17 protein-coding genes, 1 tRNA gene and 2 pseudogenes are annotated in these 18,287 nt (G+C 45.2%); 13 read left to right on the top strand and 7 right to left on the bottom strand.

The genetic code is table 11. The annotated features are described in order from the left end of the window. Positions 1-24: 24 nt before the first annotated feature. Complete coding sequence (locus AOG36_RS01845) at positions 25-489, top strand: hypothetical protein (RefSeq protein WP_015106088.1); 465 nt, start codon at positions 25-27, stop codon at positions 487-489. A gap of 17 nt (positions 490-506) precedes the next feature. On the opposite strand, the gene AOG36_RS01840 is transcribed toward AOG36_RS01845, so the two are convergent. The 3 genes from AOG36_RS01840 to glmM all read right to left on the bottom strand — a co-directional run bounded on the left by AOG36_RS01840 (position 507) and on the right by glmM (position 2,414). After that, positions 507-582, bottom strand: a tRNA-Val gene (locus AOG36_RS01840). A 48-nt stretch (positions 583-630) separates the two neighbouring features. After that, positions 631-1,083, bottom strand: coding sequence for a signal peptidase II (gene lspA / locus AOG36_RS01835; RefSeq protein ID WP_015106087.1), 453 nt, complete (start codon positions 1,081-1,083; stop codon positions 631-633). Beyond that, positions 1,080-2,414 (bottom strand): phosphoglucosamine mutase, encoded by a 1,335-nt coding sequence (gene glmM / locus AOG36_RS01830; protein WP_202903432.1) that lies wholly within the window; start codon positions 2,412-2,414, stop codon positions 1,080-1,082. The genes lspA and glmM overlap by 4 nt, the downstream gene beginning before the upstream one ends. Before the next feature lie 79 nt (positions 2,415-2,493). On the opposite strand from glmM, the gene rpsT reads away from it, so the two are divergent. The 5 genes from rpsT to AOG36_RS01805 all read left to right on the top strand — a co-directional run bounded on the left by rpsT (position 2,494) and on the right by AOG36_RS01805 (position 5,819). After that, the gene (gene rpsT, locus AOG36_RS01825; RefSeq protein WP_015106084.1) at positions 2,494-2,769 is read left to right on the top strand and encodes a 30S ribosomal protein S20; all 276 of its coding nucleotides are present in this window, start codon (positions 2,494-2,496) and stop codon (positions 2,767-2,769) included. Positions 2,770-2,772: 3 nt separating this feature from the next. After that, complete coding sequence (gene prfA / locus AOG36_RS01820) at positions 2,773-3,840, top strand: peptide chain release factor 1 (RefSeq protein WP_015106083.1); 1,068 nt, start codon at positions 2,773-2,775, stop codon at positions 3,838-3,840. A 1-nt stretch (position 3,841) separates the two neighbouring features. Next, complete coding sequence (locus tag AOG36_RS01815) at positions 3,842-4,750, top strand: ACP S-malonyltransferase (protein WP_015106081.1); 909 nt, start codon at positions 3,842-3,844, stop codon at positions 4,748-4,750. A gap of 63 nt (positions 4,751-4,813) precedes the next feature. Continuing rightward, positions 4,814-5,308, top strand: a complete 495-nt coding sequence (locus AOG36_RS01810; RefSeq protein WP_053825401.1) for a YhcH/YjgK/YiaL family protein — start codon at positions 4,814-4,816, stop codon at positions 5,306-5,308. A gap of 7 nt (positions 5,309-5,315) precedes the next feature. Beyond that, complete coding sequence (locus tag AOG36_RS01805) at positions 5,316-5,819, top strand: DUF2147 domain-containing protein (RefSeq protein WP_015106079.1); 504 nt, start codon at positions 5,316-5,318, stop codon at positions 5,817-5,819. On the opposite strand, the gene asd is transcribed toward AOG36_RS01805, so the two are convergent. Next, a complete protein-coding gene (gene asd / locus AOG36_RS01800; RefSeq protein WP_015106078.1) occupies positions 5,806-6,798 on the bottom strand; it encodes an aspartate-semialdehyde dehydrogenase in 993 nt (330 codons plus the stop codon). The genes AOG36_RS01805 and asd overlap by 14 nt on opposite strands. Further along, on the bottom strand, positions 6,795-8,102 hold the full coding sequence (gene hisS / locus AOG36_RS01795) for a histidine--tRNA ligase (protein ID WP_015106077.1): 1,308 nt from the start codon (positions 8,100-8,102) through the stop codon (positions 6,795-6,797). Before hisS ends, asd begins: the two co-directional genes overlap by 4 nt. Before the next feature lie 224 nt (positions 8,103-8,326). On the opposite strand from hisS, the gene AOG36_RS01790 reads away from it, so the two are divergent. The 4 genes from AOG36_RS01790 (at position 8,327) to AOG36_RS01780 (ending at position 9,886) form a co-directional block, all read left to right on the top strand. Beyond that, positions 8,327-8,623, top strand: a complete 297-nt coding sequence (locus AOG36_RS01790; protein WP_015106076.1) for a hypothetical protein — start codon at positions 8,327-8,329, stop codon at positions 8,621-8,623. Between the two features lie 208 nt (positions 8,624-8,831). After that, positions 8,832-9,170, top strand: a complete 339-nt coding sequence (locus AOG36_RS01785) for a hypothetical protein (protein ID WP_053825400.1) — start codon at positions 8,832-8,834, stop codon at positions 9,168-9,170. A 57-nt stretch (positions 9,171-9,227) separates the two neighbouring features. Next, a complete protein-coding gene (locus AOG36_RS08480; protein WP_015106074.1) occupies positions 9,228-9,371 on the top strand; it encodes a hypothetical protein in 144 nt (47 codons plus the stop codon). A 335-nt stretch (positions 9,372-9,706) separates the two neighbouring features. Beyond that, positions 9,707-9,886, top strand: coding sequence for a hypothetical protein (locus AOG36_RS01780; protein ID WP_015106072.1), 180 nt, complete (start codon positions 9,707-9,709; stop codon positions 9,884-9,886). A gap of 33 nt (positions 9,887-9,919) precedes the next feature. Here AOG36_RS01780 and AOG36_RS01775 read toward each other — a convergent pair. Further along, positions 9,920-10,657, bottom strand: a pseudogene (locus AOG36_RS01775) (TdeIII family type II restriction endonuclease); the annotation flags it as partial. A gap of 45 nt (positions 10,658-10,702) precedes the next feature. Next, on the bottom strand, positions 10,703-12,277 hold the full coding sequence (locus AOG36_RS01770) for a DNA methyltransferase (RefSeq protein WP_015106070.1): 1,575 nt from the start codon (positions 12,275-12,277) through the stop codon (positions 10,703-10,705). Positions 12,278-12,730: 453 nt separating this feature from the next. Between AOG36_RS01770 and AOG36_RS08760 the strand changes: the two are divergent. The 3 genes and pseudogenes from AOG36_RS08760 to AOG36_RS01750 all read left to right on the top strand — a co-directional run bounded on the left by AOG36_RS08760 (position 12,731) and on the right by AOG36_RS01750 (position 18,258). After that, a pseudogene (locus tag AOG36_RS08760) lies at positions 12,731-14,014 on the top strand (RNA-guided endonuclease InsQ/TnpB family protein). Between the two features lie 138 nt (positions 14,015-14,152). Continuing rightward, positions 14,153-15,955 carry a DUF262 domain-containing protein gene (locus AOG36_RS01755; protein WP_015106064.1) on the top strand — a complete coding sequence of 601 codons (1,803 nt, stop codon included), beginning with the start codon at positions 14,153-14,155 and terminating at the stop codon, positions 15,953-15,955. Further along, on the top strand, positions 15,952-18,258 hold the full coding sequence (locus tag AOG36_RS01750; RefSeq protein WP_015106063.1) for a DUF262 domain-containing protein: 2,307 nt from the start codon (positions 15,952-15,954) through the stop codon (positions 18,256-18,258). The genes AOG36_RS01755 and AOG36_RS01750 overlap by 4 nt, the downstream gene beginning before the upstream one ends. Positions 18,259-18,287: the final 29 nt, after the last annotated feature.

Raw genomic sequence — 18,287 nt, 5'->3', positions numbered from 1 at the left:
TACAATAAGTAAAAAGGGCAGTATATGCAAACACAAATCGAAGAAATATCTAAGGTCAAAAAGTGGATCATCAAATGGAAAACCCGTTCCTTGGGCAAACGGCTCAACATCTATATCTTGATTTTATCGGTGTTGCTCTTTTCGGATCGGTGCAATTTACAAGCACAATTAGAGAAGGTAAAAGACTACCTAGAAGGTATAGTGAACGGGTGTTCGGTGGCTTGGGTGTTTGATCGTATTTGTGTCAATGTCGCCGACTACGCCACAGATGAGCATTTATATTTGAAAGACCGCATGCGCGTGTTTGAGCTCTTGGTGCAGAATATTCAACTTTACCAAATTGTGCTAGACATTTGGGATGATGACATGTATCAAGACCAAAAAGACATTTTAAAAATCGCCGTGCAAAACGCCTACGATAAACGCTACAGCTTAGACGCTGAGAGCCAAAGGGCACTCAGCTACCAAATGCGTTTATTCAAAAGGTGAGGTTAAAAAGTTTAAAATGGTGGCCACGATTGGACTCGAACCAACGGCCACTACCATGTCAAGGTAGTGCTCTACCAACTGAGCTACGCGACCACAACCCCGTAGGAATTATTGAAAAGGGCTTTTCTAATGAAAACGGCATTATACCTTACTTTGCTTGTCTTTTGCCTTAAAACTCTTTAAGATGAGTAACCCCACGCCCACATCGATCAACACATCAGCAAGGTTAAAAATCGCAAAGTCAAATTTATAGTGCCAATAAACATAATCGATCACATGCCCATGCACGAAGCGATCGAGCACATTCGAAGCCCCCGCCCCCAAGACGAGCCCAAAGGGCAAGGCGTTTTCTTGAAACAACGCCTTTTGCCGCCATAAAAGCACCCCAAGCCCTGCCAGCAACACCACTTGTAAATACTTCAGCCACGCCCCTAAAAAGTGCAACATAGAAAACGCCACACCTTCGTTGTAAGCAAGTACGATAGAGATCACGGGGCCCTCATAGCGCACGCCATGCAAAATAAATTGTTTCACGATTTGATCGGCGATCACAGCTAGCCCAAAGGCAAGCCCAAATTTCAAGGCGGGGGTCAATTCAAATGCTCTTTAAAAAACGCCTGCAACTCTTGGGCGCGCTTTTCTAACAAGGCTTGTTGCTTGCCCTCTAGCAGAATGCGTAAGATGTTTTCCGTGCCTGAGTAGCGGATCAAATGGCGCAAGCCCTCTTGCTCGAGGCTCTTTAATAAATCCTCAAAGCCGGGGATGTTCTCTAGGGGTTTTTTATGCTTGACGCGCACATTTTCTAGGATTTGCGGATGCAGTTCAAAAGGGCTTAGCACCTCGCTGCTGGGTTTGTTGTTCTCCAGCACACAAGCAGCCACCTGCAGCGCGCTCATGATCCCATCGCCCGTTTTGCCGTAATCGCCAAAGATGATGTGCCCGCTTTGCTCCCCCCCAAAGTTGATGTGGTGCTCTTGCATGCTTTTACGCACCAACTTATCACCCACCCCGCAGCGCACCAAGCCGATGTGTTGCTTTTCTAAATAGGCTTGCAGGGCTAAGTTGCTCATGGTGGTTACGACAATTTGGTTATGCGCCAGCTTGGCTTGTTGTTGCTGGTAGGTGGCTAAGACCCCAATGAGTTTATCCCCGTGCACCACTTCGCCCAAATTATCCACCACCACCAGCCGATCTGCGTCCCCATCTAAGGCGATGCCTAAATCCGCGCGGTAGCGCTTGACCTCTTGACTAAGCTCTAAGGGGTAGAGCGCACCGCACTGGGCATTGATGTTGCTCCCGCTGGGCTCATCGTGGATCACAATCACATCTGCCCCTAGTTCACTAAAGACAATGGGAGCGACCTTATAGCCCGCCCCGTTTGCCGTGTCGATGACGATGCGCATGCCCTGCAAACTTAAATGCTTAGGAAAGGAGTTTTTCAAATGCACGATATAACGCCCGATCACATCATCGATGCGCTTAGAGCTGCCAATCGCCACTCCACACTGGCAACTGCCCTCTAGCCGCCCAGTGTCGTTAAAGATTTTTTCAATCTCTTCTTCGCTCTGTTTTTGGAGTTTGTCGCCAAAGCGGTCGAAAAACTTAATGCCATTGTCCTCAAAGGGGTTGTGGCTCGCGCTAATCATCACTCCCGCATCGCAGCGCATGTTCTCAGTTAAAAAGGCGATGGCAGGCGTGGGCATGGGCCCAATTTGCATCACATCATAGCCCACAGAAGTTAGAGCACTCACAAGGGCGTTTTCAATCATATACCCGCTCTTGCGCGTGTCCTTACCCACTAAAATTCTATTGCTCGTGGCTTGCCCTTTAAAATAAAGCCCGGCGGCAATGCCAAGCCGCATCACAAACATGGGCGTGATCTCCACCCCTGCCTTGCCCCGCACCCCATCTGTGCCAAACACCATGCCCTGCCCCATTTAATCAGTCTTTAATGCTTTTTTAGATAAAATCTTGCCATATTATTTTTGATAAAAGGATTAAATAGTGGCTAACCATAAATCCGCCGAAAAAAGGATTCGCCAAACCATTAAGCGCACTGAGCGCAACCGCTTTTATAAAACCCGCATTAAAAACGTCGTAAAAGCCGTGAGAGAGGCCATCGCCAGCCACGATGTGCCTAAAGCCCAAGACGCTTTAAAAGTGGCGAATAAAGAATTGCATAAATTCGTGAGCAAAGGGGTTTTAAAGAAAAACACCGCTTCTAGGAAAGTGTCCCGCCTCAACGCCAGCGTGAAAAAAATCGCCCTAGCCAACGCCTAAGCTGTGCTCTCTAGCAAACTCCAAGCCATCGTGGATCGTTACGATGCGCTCGCCCACTCTCTTACCCAACCTGAAGTTTTAGCCGACATCAAGCAGCTCACCGCCCTAAGCAAAGAGCAAGCGGGGCTGGAGGAGTTGGCCCAAGCCGCCAAAGCCTATTTACAGATTTTAGAGGGCATCCAAGAAAATAGGGCGCTCCTAGAAGATAAGGAATTGGGCGAACTGGCTAAGGAGGAGCTTAAGGCTCTAGAGGAGGAGAAAAACGCCCTAGAGGAGCGCATTAAAGTTCTGCTTATCCCCAAAGACCCCAATGACAATAAAAACATTTACTTAGAGCTAAGAGCGGGCACAGGCGGCGATGAGGCGGGGATTTTCGTGGGCGACTTGTTTAAGGCCTATTGCCGTTACGCCGACTTGAAACGCTGGAAAGTGGAGATCGTAAGCTCGAGTGAAAACAGCGTGGGCGGGTATAAGGAGATGATCGCCTTGATCAAGGGGCAGGGGGTGTATTCAAGGCTCAAATTTGAAGCGGGCACGCACCGCGTGCAAAGGGTGCCTGAAACCGAGTCGCAAGGGCGTATCCACACCTCTGCCGTAACCGTGGCGATCATGCCCGAAGTGGACGATGTGGAGGTGAACATCAACCCCAGCGACTTGCGCATTGAGGTTTTTAGGGCAGGTGGGCATGGCGGGCAGTGTGTGAATACAACCGACTCGGCTGTGCGCATCACCCATGTCCCCACTGGGATCAGCGTGTCCATGCAAGATGAAAAATCGCAACACAAGAACCGCGACAAGGCACTTAAAATTTTAAAAGCCCGCTTGTATGAAAAACAGATCGAGGAGCAGCAAGAGGCCAACTCCGCCAGCCGTAAAATGCAGGTGGGCAGTGGAGATCGCAGCGAACGCATCCGCACTTACAACTACCCGCAAAATCGCTTAAGCGATCACCGCATTAATTTGACCCTATACAGCCTTGAGGAGTTGATGCTCTCGGGCAATTTAGATCCCGTGATCGAACCTCTAATCGCCCACGCACAGGCGCAGGGTTTAGAGCAACAAGGAGAGTAAGATGGTGGCACTTTTTGGCGGGCAAGGCTCGCAAACGATCGGCATGGGGCAGGACTTATGCGCTAATTTTAGTTTGGCTAAACAAATGTGTGAGCGGGCGAGCGATCAGCTACACACCGATGTGGCTAAGTTGCTTTGGAGCGAAAACCCCCTACTAAGCCAAAGTGCCTACACCCAAAGCGCGATTTTTTTAGTGTCCATGATGGCTTATGGGGTTTATAAGCACGAGGGGGGCAAAAGCCCACAGCTTGCCCTAGGGCATTCACTAGGAGAAATTAGTGCCAATGGAGCGAGTGGGGCCCTAGATTTAGAAAGTGGACTGAAGCTTGTCTTTGAGCGGGGGCGTTTGATGGAGGAGGTGTGCGCTAAAGTGGGCCAAGAGATGGGTATGCTCGCCGTGCTTGGCGCGGACATTGCCCTTTTAGAATCCTTTTGCTTGCAGGCTAGAGAGGCGGGGCACACACTTTATGTGGCAAATTTCAATGGCTCGCAGGTCGTGCTAGCCGGGGCGAAGGCGTATTTACAAAGCCTAGAGCCTAAGAGTTTTGGGGCAAAAAAATTAGTCTTGTTGTCCATGAATGTCGTGAGCCATTGCCCCATTTTAGAGCCAATGGTTGCCCCCTTTAAAGCCCTCTTAGAGCAACATTTAAAAGATTCTTACCACTTTGGTGTGGTGTCTAACGCCACGACCCAAGTCTATAAGGACAAGGCGGGAGCTTTAGAGTGCCTGGGCGTGCAACTCATAGAGCCCGTGCGCTACAGCGATTGCGTGGGCGTGTGTGAAAACGAAGATTCTATTTATGTGGAGTTTGGCACAAGCGTGTTGAAAAACTTGAATAAACGCCTAAGCTCTAAACCCACCTACAGCATCACCGACACCGCCACCCTAAAAGAAGCCCTAGCGGTTTAGAGTTTGTCCTTTGTTTAAGCTTTTTTGCTAGAATTATGCGTTAATTGAGATTTTGGAGAGACAATGGCTGTAGTTGGTAAATTGGACTCGTTGTCGGGTTTGTTTTCTAAAACCCAAGAGTTGGAAAACCTTTACACCTATTTAAAACAAATTTGCGACCCCAAGCACCCCTCTTGTCAAGCTCTATTGCAAAGGCAGGTTAGCTCCATGTTTAAAGAGCTTGGGAGCGGGATGTGCGCGATTGAGATCGTCTATAGCCCTGAGTTAGGCACGCTTGAAACACATAAGGAATGTGTGGATTTCTTGTTGGTGGTGATGGGGGGCGAGATTTTGCACCTAGGCGACAAGACCGATTTAAGCGTGCTTGCCCCCTACAACCCCGAGAAAGACCAAGAAACCTACCAGCACAACAGCCTATGCTATTCTGTGCCCTTGCATGCGGGCATGCTTGCGATTTTGTTTGAAAACGATGCCCACACCACCGAAGCCAAAAAACCCGGTCTTGTTTATAAGGTCGTGGTGAAAGTCCCCTCTAGTCTCGTTAAATTCAAGCTGTAGAGTTTTTATGAAGTATTTGTTTTGTATGGTAAGTGTCGGCCTGCCTTTGTTGGCCCAAGCCTTGGACGGTATTTATAAAACCCAAGCCTTTTTATACATGAAGAGCTCCTATGTGGAGTTTTTCAAATACGGGGATCATTACTACGCCTATGGGATCGCCAATGTGGATGGCTCGCCCGCTGGAAAGGACATTTACAATAAAGATCCGGCTTTAAGAGAACGCAGCGATAAGGGCGTGGTGTTCTTATATGGCCTCACCCGGGTGTGTGACGACACCTATAAAAACGGCAAGGCGTACAACTTCTACGATGGGCGCACCTATTATGTGCAGATCCACCAAGATAAAAACGGGGATTTGCGCTTTTTACCCAGCCTCGATCGGCGGGGTTTCTTTGGCAAGACTTTTATTTGGAAAAAAGTGAGCGAAGACTACCTAAAAGAAAAAGGCATTAAAAAGCCCGACTTCTCGGGAGTCTTGCAGACCCTTAAACAACTGCCTAGTGGCTCTTGATCCACTCCAGGGCGATCCTTACGGCGTTTGTCGCCGCACCCACCCTCAGCTGATCGGCGACACACCATAAATGCAAAGTGTGCGGATCGAAAAGATCGCCCCTCACCCTGCCTACGAAGGTTTGATCCGTGCTGGTGGCGGTGATGGGCATGGGGTAGAGTTTCTGCTCGGGGTTATCCACCAAGACAATATTGGGCGCGTCTTTTAACACTTCTTGGACTTGCTTCGCGCCCACCGGGGTTTTAAAGCGGATGCTGATGCTCTCGCTATGGCTTCTTAGCACGGGCACGCGCACGCAAGTGGCACTGATGGCAAAGTCGGTATGCATGATTTTATGGGTTTCATACACCATTTTAAGCTCTTCTTTGGTGTAGCCGCTTGGCATGAAAATATCGATTTGGGGGATCACATTGAGCGCGAGCGGGTGGGGGAAAACCTGGGCGTGGGTGCTGCCCGCCATTTGTGCCTTAAGCTCCTCTAAACCCCTTTTGCCCGCCCCGCTGGCAGCTTGATAGGTGCTCACCTCCACTCTGGCAATCCCAAAGGCTCTATGCAGGGGGTTTAACACCTGCACCATTTGGATCGTGGAGCAATTGGGGTTAGCGATGATATTTTTCGGGCAGTGCTCTAAATCATTAGGATTGACCTCGGGCACCACCAAGGGCACGCCCTCTTCAAGGCGAAAAAAGCTCGTGTTGTCGATCACCACTGCCCCCGCCTGTGCCGCCATAGGGGCTAGCTCTTGGCTCACCTTAGAACCTGCGCTAAAAAAGGCGATGTCGATGCCTTGAAAGCTCTTAGGTGTGGCTTGCTCTAGGGTGTATTCCTTGTTGAAAGCGTGGATTTTTTGCCCGGCACTGCGTGCGCTCACTAGGGGCAAAAAGTGCGCTAGGGGGAAATCGATCTCTTCTAAAATGCTGATGAGCTCCGCGCCCACCGCTCCGCTCGCGCCCACTAGGGCAATGTTATAGGCTTTCATTCGCTCACCATCGCCAAAGCCCTTAAAAAGCTCAAATGGTTAAATTGCATGCCCGTTGTCATGTTTTTCAGGGTCAAACTCTCCCTTTTTACTTCCTCTTCGCCCAGCACCACCACGAACTCATGCCCCTTGTGGTTGGCGTAGCTGAAGGGTTTTTTCAGTTTTTCGATCTCAGGGTATAACTCGGTGTTGATCTCGCTTTGGCGAAACTTTTGCGCGATTTGGCTCGCGTAGGCAAAGTGCTTGGCTTGCATGCACACCACTAAAACCCTTGCGCTCGTGGATTTATTCTCCACCAATTCCAACTCCTCCAGCGCGACTAACAAGCGATCAAGCCCAATAGAAGCCCCCACGCCGGGCAGGTTTTGATCACTAAAGCTCCTTGCCAAATTGTCGTAACGCCCGCCTGAGCACACACTGCCTAGGCTGGTGAGCTGGTTTAGCGTGGTTTCGTAGATGATGCCCGTGTAATAGCCAAGTCCCCTAGCAATGGAAAAATCCACCCTAAAATGCTCGGGGTCGATCTCTAGGCTTAAGAGCAAATCAAACAATGTCTCCAGCTCCTCTAGCCCCTCTCTCACTAAGGGGTGCAACTCTTTTAAATGCGCCACACTTTTAAAGAACTCCGCGCTCTCCTCCTCTTGCTTGGTGTTTAAAATCTGCAAAAGGGGCTTGAAGTCTTGGCTAAAGTGCTCGCTAAGCTCTAAGAGCACGCCCTGCTCGCCGATTTTGCTAAGTTTATCCACAATCCTTAAGAAGGTTACCACCTCTTCATTAGAACCTAAGCCAAAGTGGGCGCACAGCCCGTTTAGGATTTTGCGGTGGTTGATCCACACGCAAAACTCTTCTAAGTCTAGGGCTTTTAAGCTGGAGATGATGACTTGGATCACCTCGCTATCGCACAACAAACTATGGCTACCGATGAAGTCAAAATCGCATTGGGTAAATTCGCGATAACGCCCCCTTTGTGCCCGCTCTCCCCTAAAGACATTGCCAATCGCATAGCGTTTGAAGGGCAAGCCTAGGGCGTTGTGGTGCTGGGCGATGAAGCGGGCTAGGGGGATGGTTTGATCGAACCTTAGCCCCACTTCTCTTTTACCATGGTCTTTAAACAGATAGATTTCTTTTTGGATGTCGCTCTCCTCTTGGGTCAAGATGTAGGCGTATTCTAAATGCGGGGTTTCGATGGGTACAAATCCAAAGCTTTTAAACACGCGGGCGAGCTTTTCAAGCACAGCTTGCTTTGCCATCGCCTCTTTGGGGAGTCTGTCCTTAAAGCCACTCAAGGTCTTGGGGGTGATCATCGCTGTCCTTATGTCAAATAGAAGGGTTATTATGTTGCAAAAAACCTTTTAACCCTGTTAAAAAGGGGGCTTGCGGGCTTAAAATTGTGCGAAATTTTTTAACACCCACCTAAAGCCTGCTTAAAACCACCCCCATAAACTCTGATACCCTTACTAAAAATCTCATAACAGCTTTTATCTTTTGTTGAGGGTAAACCTATGAAATGAGCTAAGTTTGCCCTACATTGCGATGGGGAAAAATAACAAGTTTAGAACAGCTTAAAGAGCATTTTAATCTCTTAGATGTGTTTGGGCATCATAGAAGCAAGACTTTACACCGCTGGCTAAGCTCAAGAGTGAGCCAAACAAGCAAAGAGGGGAGGGCGTGTGCAGACCTGTTACAAGGCATAGAGGGGGTTAAGGCGACCACAGACGCAGAGATTTTAAGCGCGCTGTGTGGGGTGTTTGGGATTGAGCAGAGTAAAGAGAGCATTCAAGAAGTGCTCGAGGCGCAAAAAAGGCAGAGGATAAACAAGCCTTAGAGGCAGAGAAAGAGGCACTAAAGGCAGAGATTGCAAAACTTAAGGCGCAGTTGCAAGAGTTGCAAGTTACTCCCCCACAAGCCCCACGCAGCCTAGCAAAACATTAGCCAGCCACTATAAAACACTTGAGGAAAGAGATTACACAATCCTTAAAGAAAAACTTCTTAGACCCAAAAATTTAGCCACGGGCAAGTGGGCTTTAAAAGAGTTGCTTAAAGATTACGGCGACTTCTTGGAAAAAGATAAAAATGAAATCGCAGACAATTTAAATACATTTGGCTATCCTACAGGGCTCGAAAACGAAATATTGTATAGCGTAGATGACAATTCCTTCTTTCCCACAGAAAGGTTATTGCGTATGGCTACAGGCAAGTGTGGCAACCCAAAAGTTTTTACGGCTCTGCTGTTTTATCTCTTGACTGGCCCCATTTTTAAAACCTATGAGGTCAAACAACATAGCAACTTTTGCCCCCACGACCTAAACGATTTAGCACACCTGCTAGGCAAAAACACCCACCACCTTAACTTGAATTTTAACACCCCATAAACACAAGTCCATGACTTCGGCAAGTTGGTTTGTTTTCGCTTCCATGAAAGCTACTTAGTGAGAGAGGCTAGAGCCTTGCTCGATGAAAACGACAAACTGCTGAAGCAAATAGGCGATGGGCTGTATATCACCCGCACTTTAAAAGTTAATAAAGACATTAGTGGCACACAAAGCCTATCCTACCTAGACATAGACCTTTAAGGAAGACCCCCAGACCTCCACCAATTTAGCCCAACAACTCCAATAACTCATAGGCACGCATGACCCCCCATTTTATACCTGCCCTGCCAAGATAAGGCACTTCAGATTTTCTCATAGCGCAGGTGAGGGAGCAAGGAGCTTGTTTAGAATTTGACAACGCTTTAGGCGCGCTTGATTTTCAAAGCAAGAGACCCCTAGATTTAAAACCTCCAAGATTTAGCAGGGTTTTTAAAAGCTAATTACGACCGCCCTTGTGGAGAGGAGCTCTTTTTGGTGCTTAAAGACATTGAGGAGTAGCTAGAGCAAAGCCCTAAAGCTGTGGCACTTGTAAGCGCATGGCGCGCTTTATCTTAAACAATGCAATGTACAACGCCATGATTTTTATTTTCTCTAACCATTTAGACACGCCTGCTATCCCTAAAGAGCTAGAGATTTACACGCGCATTTTTGATGTGCCCCCGCCGGACAAAACCCAAATCCTAGAAACCTTAAAGAAATTTGCTAAGGCGAACTAAATCGAGTTAGAGGCAATGCTTTTAAAATACCCTTTAGTTTATAAACTTCTTAAAGTATGCGTCAATTTCACCGCGCATTTGCACGCCAACTTCCTCAAAACACTCTAAGAGCATGGCATAGCTTCCCTCCCCTCCCACAAAATTCCAAAAATCCTCCCCCACCATGAGTTCACATTTTAAGTCCAGCATTCCCGTGAGAGTCCAACGCTCATAGGGTTTTGGTGCATAAGGGTTGTAGGGGATGGCAATGAGCGTGTGTATGTCTGTGATGTGTGGATGATCGTAAGCAAAAGCAGCCATCCAAGTTAAAAGCGTGCGCTTAAACCCCTTAAACTCCCCTACATTGGGCTTGGCTGTTTTAAGGTCGATCAAATAAACACTTTGATTTTTTTCTAGACGCAAATCCACCCTTGTAGGCTTAATGGTGATTGGGTTTGCACGGCTCTCCCCGCGCACCGCCTCAAGGATTCTAGTCATTTCATGCATTTTATCCGGTTTGTTGGCTGTGGTTTCTAGGCAATTCATGATATCTTGAATCACCTCTTGAGCCTCTAGGGTGATTTTATCCCCTGATTTGGTTTGCAGCTCTGCACGATCAAAATTTGCACGCCCCAACTCCTTTGCTACGGGTTCAAATATGCTTGAGCCAAAGTTTGTACTTAAGCTATGGATAAAGCTATACAACGCCATTTTGTCCTTGCCTAAAAGTCTTGTGTGGAAGGGCATGTCACTTGTTTCTGGCTGGTAGCTTTGAAACTTTTTATATAAGACAGCGGTTAAAAGGTTTTTTGATGCGCTGTTTGACTTCTTGTTGCGCTAACATTTTTGACTGTCTTTCAAATGAAATATACTTTCTTGATAACCCCTTGTGTCCTTTTCGCTGCGGTTAATCACAGGTCTGTGGTAGCATTTGACAATACGCATGCCCGCAAGTTCAGCAATGCGTGGGTAGAGATTGAATTTATCATTGGCGACCAAGAAAACATTGTAATTTGGCTTTAAAAATCTTTTGGTGTTTTTAAGTACATTGGCGATGCCCTGTATATATTGCTCCCTAGCACTCTTGCCCTGCCCGGCTTGCATCGCCCCGATTTCTAGGTGATCTTGGCGTTCTAGGGAAAAAAGTTCATAGGCATAGGCATGCTGTTCGTGATAATCGATGAGCCCCACATAGGGGGGTGAGCTGAAAATACCGGCGATTCTTTGCGTATCGATCAAGCGGGCGAAGCTCTCATTGTGCTTAGAAACTTCCGCACTTAAATCCACACTGCAAGCATCGGCCTGCAGACATAAAGAAAAGCAACCACTCCGCAATGTTTGAAATTCCCTTAAACGCTTCAAAGTGTCTTTAGCGTAATGGGAAAACCATTTTCTCAAGCTAAACAGGGGCCTGCAAATCTTGCCGTGCTTTTTGCAATAATAAGTTGTCGTTACGGGATCTTTCAAGGTGGCTAAGTCTGCATGCGTGGTGGCTCTGCAACTTCTTGCTGTGCGGCTTAAGACAATGTATAAAATATCACGCATGCCCTCGTGCCTCTTGTCTATTTCCTCTTTTAGAAACAACAATTCTTGTTTAATGGGGCTGATATACCATTTTTGGATAAAACCCGTTGGCGTGCCATCTAAAAGGTGGATTGCAAAGCGTTGCAGCAATTCTTCATAAATCCCTAAAAACTCTTTGGCCTTTTCCGCGCCATAGGTGCGATCATCTACCTGCCCTAAAACAACCTTGCGTTTAAAGTCTTTAGGAAAATGCCTGTTGTTAAAGTTTTGTAAGTGTGTGTCTAGGGCGTTTTCAAACTCTTTAATGGGGCTCTTTTCATGCAAAGACTCTACTTTATCGATTAAGCCTTCAAACACACGGGTTAAAGCCTCCAAATTGTATTGTCCCACTTTGGCATTACTCAACATGGCATTAAAGCAAGAAATATCCACACCTAAAGCGTGTATATTAAGGGTGTTAGCCACCGCTAAAGTGGTCCCACTCCCACAAAATGGATCAAGGACAATATCCCCATCACTAAACCATTGTTTGCTCTTCAAGCTATCTATGTGTGAATCTAGAAAGAACTCCACGAGCTGGGGGATAAACTTTCCCTTATAGGGATGCAGGCGGTGGACATGTTTTGTGGTTTCAGCCTCTTTAAAATGCGCAAAAGAAAGGGGTTCTTGTGTGTCTTGTTGTTGCAGGCGATCGTAATAGAGTTTCAACTCTTCTATGTCAATGAGATTTTGCTTAGAATCTTTGGCGTGGTTGGCAATCCTGCCATAGTTGATGAGATAAGCAATATTGCTAGCACTCACATGTTTGCCCAAATAGTGACTCGCCCACACGCTGGCTTCTTTGGTGTTGAGAAGTTCTTTTGGAGCGCAAAAAAGCTGTTTAAACATGGATATTAAAAACCCCATTATTGTCAAGATTAAGGGGTGATACTATCACAAAGCGGTTAAAAGGAATGTTATAGACAGCAGGCGATCGCTGCTCCATAGAAACTCTTTATCCACCCTTGCGGGCATTGTGGGCGTGGCTGCGGGCAAGAGTGTGCTTATGGTTATCGGCTCAATCTTTGGACCAGTGGGCATGGCTGTGGGTGGCTAGGCTACATGGGAGGCTAAAGCTGTGGGGCAAAAACTTGCCCAAACATCTTAAGTTTTTTGAGCGTGGTAAGTGGCTTAAAGTCGACTTGTCAAGCCATGGGCAGTGCGATTAAATCAGCGGTAAGTTCTGTTGTCAGTGGGGCTAGAAACAGCAAGATGAAATCTATAAAATTCTATAAAACTATGCAAATTTTTTATATAATTATCACCGCCAAAAACACCCCAAAATTTGCTAAAATAACCGCAATGTTTGCCCTAAGCCACAAGATTGAATTACAACCCAACAACAAAGCAAAGACCCACTTTAAAAAGGCGTTTGGGTGTGCTAGACTTGCCTATAATTGGGGACTAGCCAAGTGGAAGGAAACTACGAAAAGGGCATAAAATCTAACCACTTTGCCCTAAAGAAAGAATTTAACGCTTGCAAAAAAGAGAAGTTTCCCTTTGTCTATGAAGTGTCCAAATACGCTACAGCACAGCCATTTAACCACTTAAACCTAGCGTTTCAAAAGTTCTTTAAAGATTTAAAATTGGGTAAAGTCAGTTACCCCCGTTTTAAACGCAAAAGAGAATATCAGGGGAGCTTTTACATTGGGGGCAACCAAATAAAAATCATTCAAGGCAGCACAAAAGACTATCTTAAAATCCCCAACCTGCCCAAAATCAAAATGACTGAAAGGCTAAGATTGCAAGGCAAAATCAATGGGGCGACCATCACGCAAAGAGGCAATAAATTCTATGTTTCAATCCAAACAGACACCACACAAGAGGAGTTTCACCGCACCCATAAGCCCATAGCAAACAACCACACTCTAGGTATTGACACAGGAATAAAGGCTTTTGCTAGTCTATCTAATGGCTTACAGATTTTCGCCCCCAAGCCCTTAAATAGGCTCGCAAGACGGCTTAAAAGACTTAGCAGACAACTTAGCAAAAAACGGCATTCGAAAACCAAGAATGACGGGATTAAGAAGTCCGCTAATTTTCTTAAAGCCAGCTTGCGGCTGAATCGATTGCATACCCGTATAGCCAACACCCGTAATAACTTTTTACACAAACTTAAGCACCGCCCTAGTGCGGCACGCTAAAACCCTTTGTTTAGAGAGTTTAAAAGTCAAAAATATGCTTAAAAACTCTAAACTAGCTAAAGCCCTAAGTGATGTCAGCATATCTGCCTTTAACACGCTTTTAGACTACAAGGCAAAGTATTATGGGCGGGAAATTTTACGGGCGGACACTTTTTACCCGAGCTCTAAGACTTGTTCCAGCTGTGGCAGTGTCAAAAAAGACTTAAGCCTAAATGATAGAGTTTATAAGTGCGGTGTTTGCGGTGTTGTGGTGGATAGAGATTTTAACGCTAGTGTCAATCTAGTGAAGCATTTAGTAAGTGGAGTTCCCACTGAATTTACGCCTGCGGACATGACAGCTCTATTAGGTTGTTTTGCAAAGAATGGCTTAGTAACCAGCATGGTGGAAACAGGAATACAACAAAAACCGCTAAAATTTTTTTCTATTGATAGGATTTTATAGGATTTTATGCGGTTTTATAGGTTTGTAAGAACGGTTAAATCTCTCTGCAACACAGCAGCCGGGTTTAGGCAGAGAAAATGCCCCCACACCCATAGAAACATGTGCTAGAATACGCCATTCTTTGTATGTGGAGTTGGTATGGATCATTTGCTTTTTATCGGTGGTTTAAAAGGGCGTTCTTTTAAAATCCCGGCTTATCAGAAGGGGTATCGCTGGGGGGATAAAGAGGTGACAACTCTACTTAGCGACATTGTAGATTTCATGGAGGAAAACAAGGACCAAGAGGAATTTTATAGCCTGCAACCCATTGTGGTTAAAAAGTCTAAAGAGTCCAAAGAGTTATATAATGTCATCGATGGACAACAACGGCTCACCACGATTTTCTTAATCGTAAAATACCTCAGTAATACCAATTTGTTTAGCCTTGATTATGCAACAAGGGCAAAGAGCTCCGAGTTTTTACAAAATATCCACAAGCCGTCTCTACAAAATGAAAGTCTTAACATTGATTTTCACCATTTCAAGAAAGCTTATTGTAGCATTGAAAAGTTTTTTGAAAACAAGAGCGAAGATGAGAAACAAAATTTTTTAAACACCTTGCTTGGGTGCTGTCAGGTGCTTTGGCATGAAAGCATCGATGAGGAAAAGGAAGTCTTCGTGCGCTTAAATAGCGGGAAAATCCCCCTAGCAGAAGCCGAGAACATCAAAGCCTTGTTTTTAGCACAACCCAAAGGGGCACAGACAGAAAGAGAGGTAGAGAAGCGGGCTAAGAAGTGGTATGAGGCTGAGAAGGAGGCTAGGAATGAGGGAGATTTTATTTATTGTGTGCTAGAGCGCATCGAGGCTAAGGACATCATGGAGGAAGTGGAGGAGGTGGAGCCAAACAAAGAGGGGGCTAAAGTCAAAAAAATTAAAAAATATTCTCTCTCTGATGACTTGCAAAGAATTAGGGTTTATCTTAAAGCCATTGTGCCTAGCACAGAAAAATGCACACTCTTTGATTATTTCTACACCAAATACAAAAATAAAGAGATGGCAGAGGAGTGGTCTAAGCTTGAGAAAGCGATCGATAATTTGAAAGGTTTTGCGTCAAGGAAAGAAAAGAATGGTAAGAAGGAGGATAAACAAATTTTTCACTACCTAGGGTTTTTGGTCCAAAGAGGGTTTCCTATCTCTGAGCTATACGCTGTGTGGAATCTGCATAAAAAGAAAAATGAGTTTGCTGCAGAACTTTTGAACACCATCAAGACAAACATGCGTTCTGCGATCGACAAGATGGATGAATTGAGCTATAGCAATACGGGCGATAGATTAAATTTATTTGCCCTCCTCTTGCTCTTTAATATAGAGTATTCCATTGAAAAGAATTTTGGTTATTTCCAGTTTAACCGCTTTGTTTTGGAGCAATGGAGTTTAGAGCACATTTATGCCCAAAACTCAGAAAGTGTTGTGTCTAAAAAGGAATTAGAGCATTTAGATGAGGCTAAGCAGCAAGAGATCATCGATTGGCTCAAAGAGATAAGAAAACACCTTGATGAGGGCAAACTCAAGACAAACATTGACAATTTTTTTAAAAAACCGCCCTCTTTGGAGAAATTTGCAAGAACATTAGAAAAAAGGCGGTTGTTAGACGACATAGACGATGCATTTCTTGCAGATGAGGATTTACATGGTTTGCAAAACCTCACTTTGTTGGATAAAAATTCAAACAGTGCTCTAGGCAACCTCATTTTTAAAAACAAACAAGCCGCGATTGCCAAACTCGATGATGAACAAAAACTCATCCCCATTGGTACAAGAGAGGTGTTTAGAAAGGAATTTTCCAAGGAAAAGCGCGAGACTTCTATTTTTACAAAAAAAGATCAAGAGGACTACCTAGAGGAGATGAAAAAATATTTGCATAAGGTTGCCCCTGATGGGCATAGCGAGGAGGAACAATGAAAGCACCGATCACCTTCTTAGAATTTTTGGATTTCAAATTTTTGGAGTCTGAAGACTTGCAAAAGATCAAATGCATAGAAGTACCCATGCTCCAGCGAGATTATGCACAAGGGAGAAAATCGCAAAAAGACATTGCCACAAAGTTTTTAAATGCGCTGTTTCAAGTTTTAGAAGACAAAAAGCAGACCCTGCATCTTGATTTGGTCTATGGGTATCAAGATGCAGAGGTGTTTAAGCTCATCGATGGGCAACAGCGCATCACCACGCTATGGCTTTTACATTTTCTCTTGTTTAAGAAAGCGGGACGGTTAGAAGACATTAAAGAAGTGCTAAGCCATTTCACCTACCACACCAGGGAAAGCTCTAAAGAATTTTGTGAAAAACTTTTGGCAGAAGAGGAGGAATTTAGTCTAGAGATCAAGCCTAGCGAAATGATTGAGGACAAGGAAGGCACTTTTGGGGATGCCAAAGATCGCGAAAACGACCCCACCATCAAAGCCATTGTCCACATGCTCGATCTGCTCTACGATGCTTTGGATCAAAAAAGCCCACAAGTCCTAGAAAATTATATTGAGAAACTGAGGGGCATTTCTTTTAGTGTGATCAACATGAAGAAATTTGGTTTGGGCGATGATCTGTACATCAAGCTCAATGCGAGGGGAAAATTACTCAGCAAGTTTGAACAACTCAAAGCTTTTATAGAGCAAGCCCCTATCGATCAACAATGGCTCAATGTGCTTGACAACGATTGGAGCGATTATTTTTTTGATTCCAAAAAACCCGATCGATTTGACCAGCGTTTTTTTCATTTTTTGCATTACGCAAATGCCTTTTTTGCTCTAGAGAAGCTAGAAAAAGAAGAGGGAACCATAGAACAATTTTTGGATACAGAGCGCACCATTGACCACACATATCGGTTTTTACAAAATGAGGAAAATTTAAAGGTGTTGGATTGCACGATTCAAGAGCTGTTGCCACAATGCCAAGAATTGGGTTTCTTGTCCATCAATGGTCCTAGTTTTTTTGAAGTACAAAGAAAGGATAGCAAAGATCGATGTGCCCAAGAAACCAAATTAGAACATAAAAAGGTTGCCTATTTCTTTGCCCTCTTAGCCTTGGCTCAAATCGACAAGCAGGCGTGCTTGGAGGCAAACTTGCAAGAATATGCCCGTGTGTGTAAGCATTTTGTCGAAAACCATCTTTTAGACAGCAATGACGATCTGCACGGATTCTTCGACTTGTTTAAAGCCATCGCTGTAGGGGTTTCTTGCAAGGAGGGTTTCTATGCCTTCTTGTCTCAAACTAAACCTTTAGACACCTTCTTTCACCAAAAAGTCTTTACACTCGAGCAAAGGAAAGCTCGTCTGATTTGTACAGATAGGGCGTGGGAGGGGATTTTAAATAAAACAAGCAAACATGCGTATTTGGTGGGCTATGTGGGCTTTTTGCTAGACTTTAGCCGGGTGGATGGCAAAGACAACCTACAAAAATTTACAGATTACGCCACGCTGACAATGGAAATTTTTAACGAGTTTTTTACTAAGAAGGCATGCCCGTTGAGCTTATTGCAAAGGGCGTTGTTGTGTTTTGGGGATTACAGCATCGATGCCACCAATCAGTTTTTTGGCAACCGCCATAGAATGGGGATGTTCCGCCACCGCCAAATTGTCTTTAGATTATTTGAAAAAGAACCCTTTGAGCCCCAAAAATACCCTAAAAATGCCCTCCATAAACTCTTAGACAATCTCTTGAGTGTGCCAAAAGGTGATTTAGCCCATAAAATGCAGGGCATCATTAAGAATTACACATCAAATCGGGAACAACAACTGGTGGAGATTTCTTGGACGCTGACAGAGAGGGCGTGGTGGGAGCAACTCTTGCTCCAACAAAAAGATTTATTTGATTGGATCAACAAAGAAGAGGGTAAAGAGTGTGGGCGGATTTATTTTTTAAAAGATAAGGATACACAACAAGTGTTGCAAGCCCACCTCTTGCCCACGAAAAAATATTCAGAAAAAGCCTTTGATCTTTTGGGCTATGCCTTGTATTGTTGTTGCAAGCAAAACATGGATATGTCCTTGTATCAAATCAGCGAGGAATACGAAAATGGCAAACAAGTACGCCAATTTTCGATCAATGGTTTTGCAATTTTTGCAGACAGCCAAACGGCGACAATCACCTTAGAACACGCTGAAAACGAACAAGCACCCGAAAAATTCCCCATCAACCTCAAACATGGCACAGATGTTTTTAAAGAATTGCAAAAGGCAGTAACAAGAATCAAAAAGACGATCAAAGGCTAGTACTTAGATTTTTATGCTTTAAAAGGCAG

It is taken from the genome of Helicobacter heilmannii, from assembly GCF_001283065.1.
Lineage (GTDB): Bacteria > Campylobacterota > Campylobacteria > Campylobacterales > Helicobacteraceae > Helicobacter > Helicobacter heilmannii.
The sequence above is the reverse complement of the archived record's forward strand: the minus strand, read 5'-3'. Positions and strand labels throughout refer to the sequence as shown.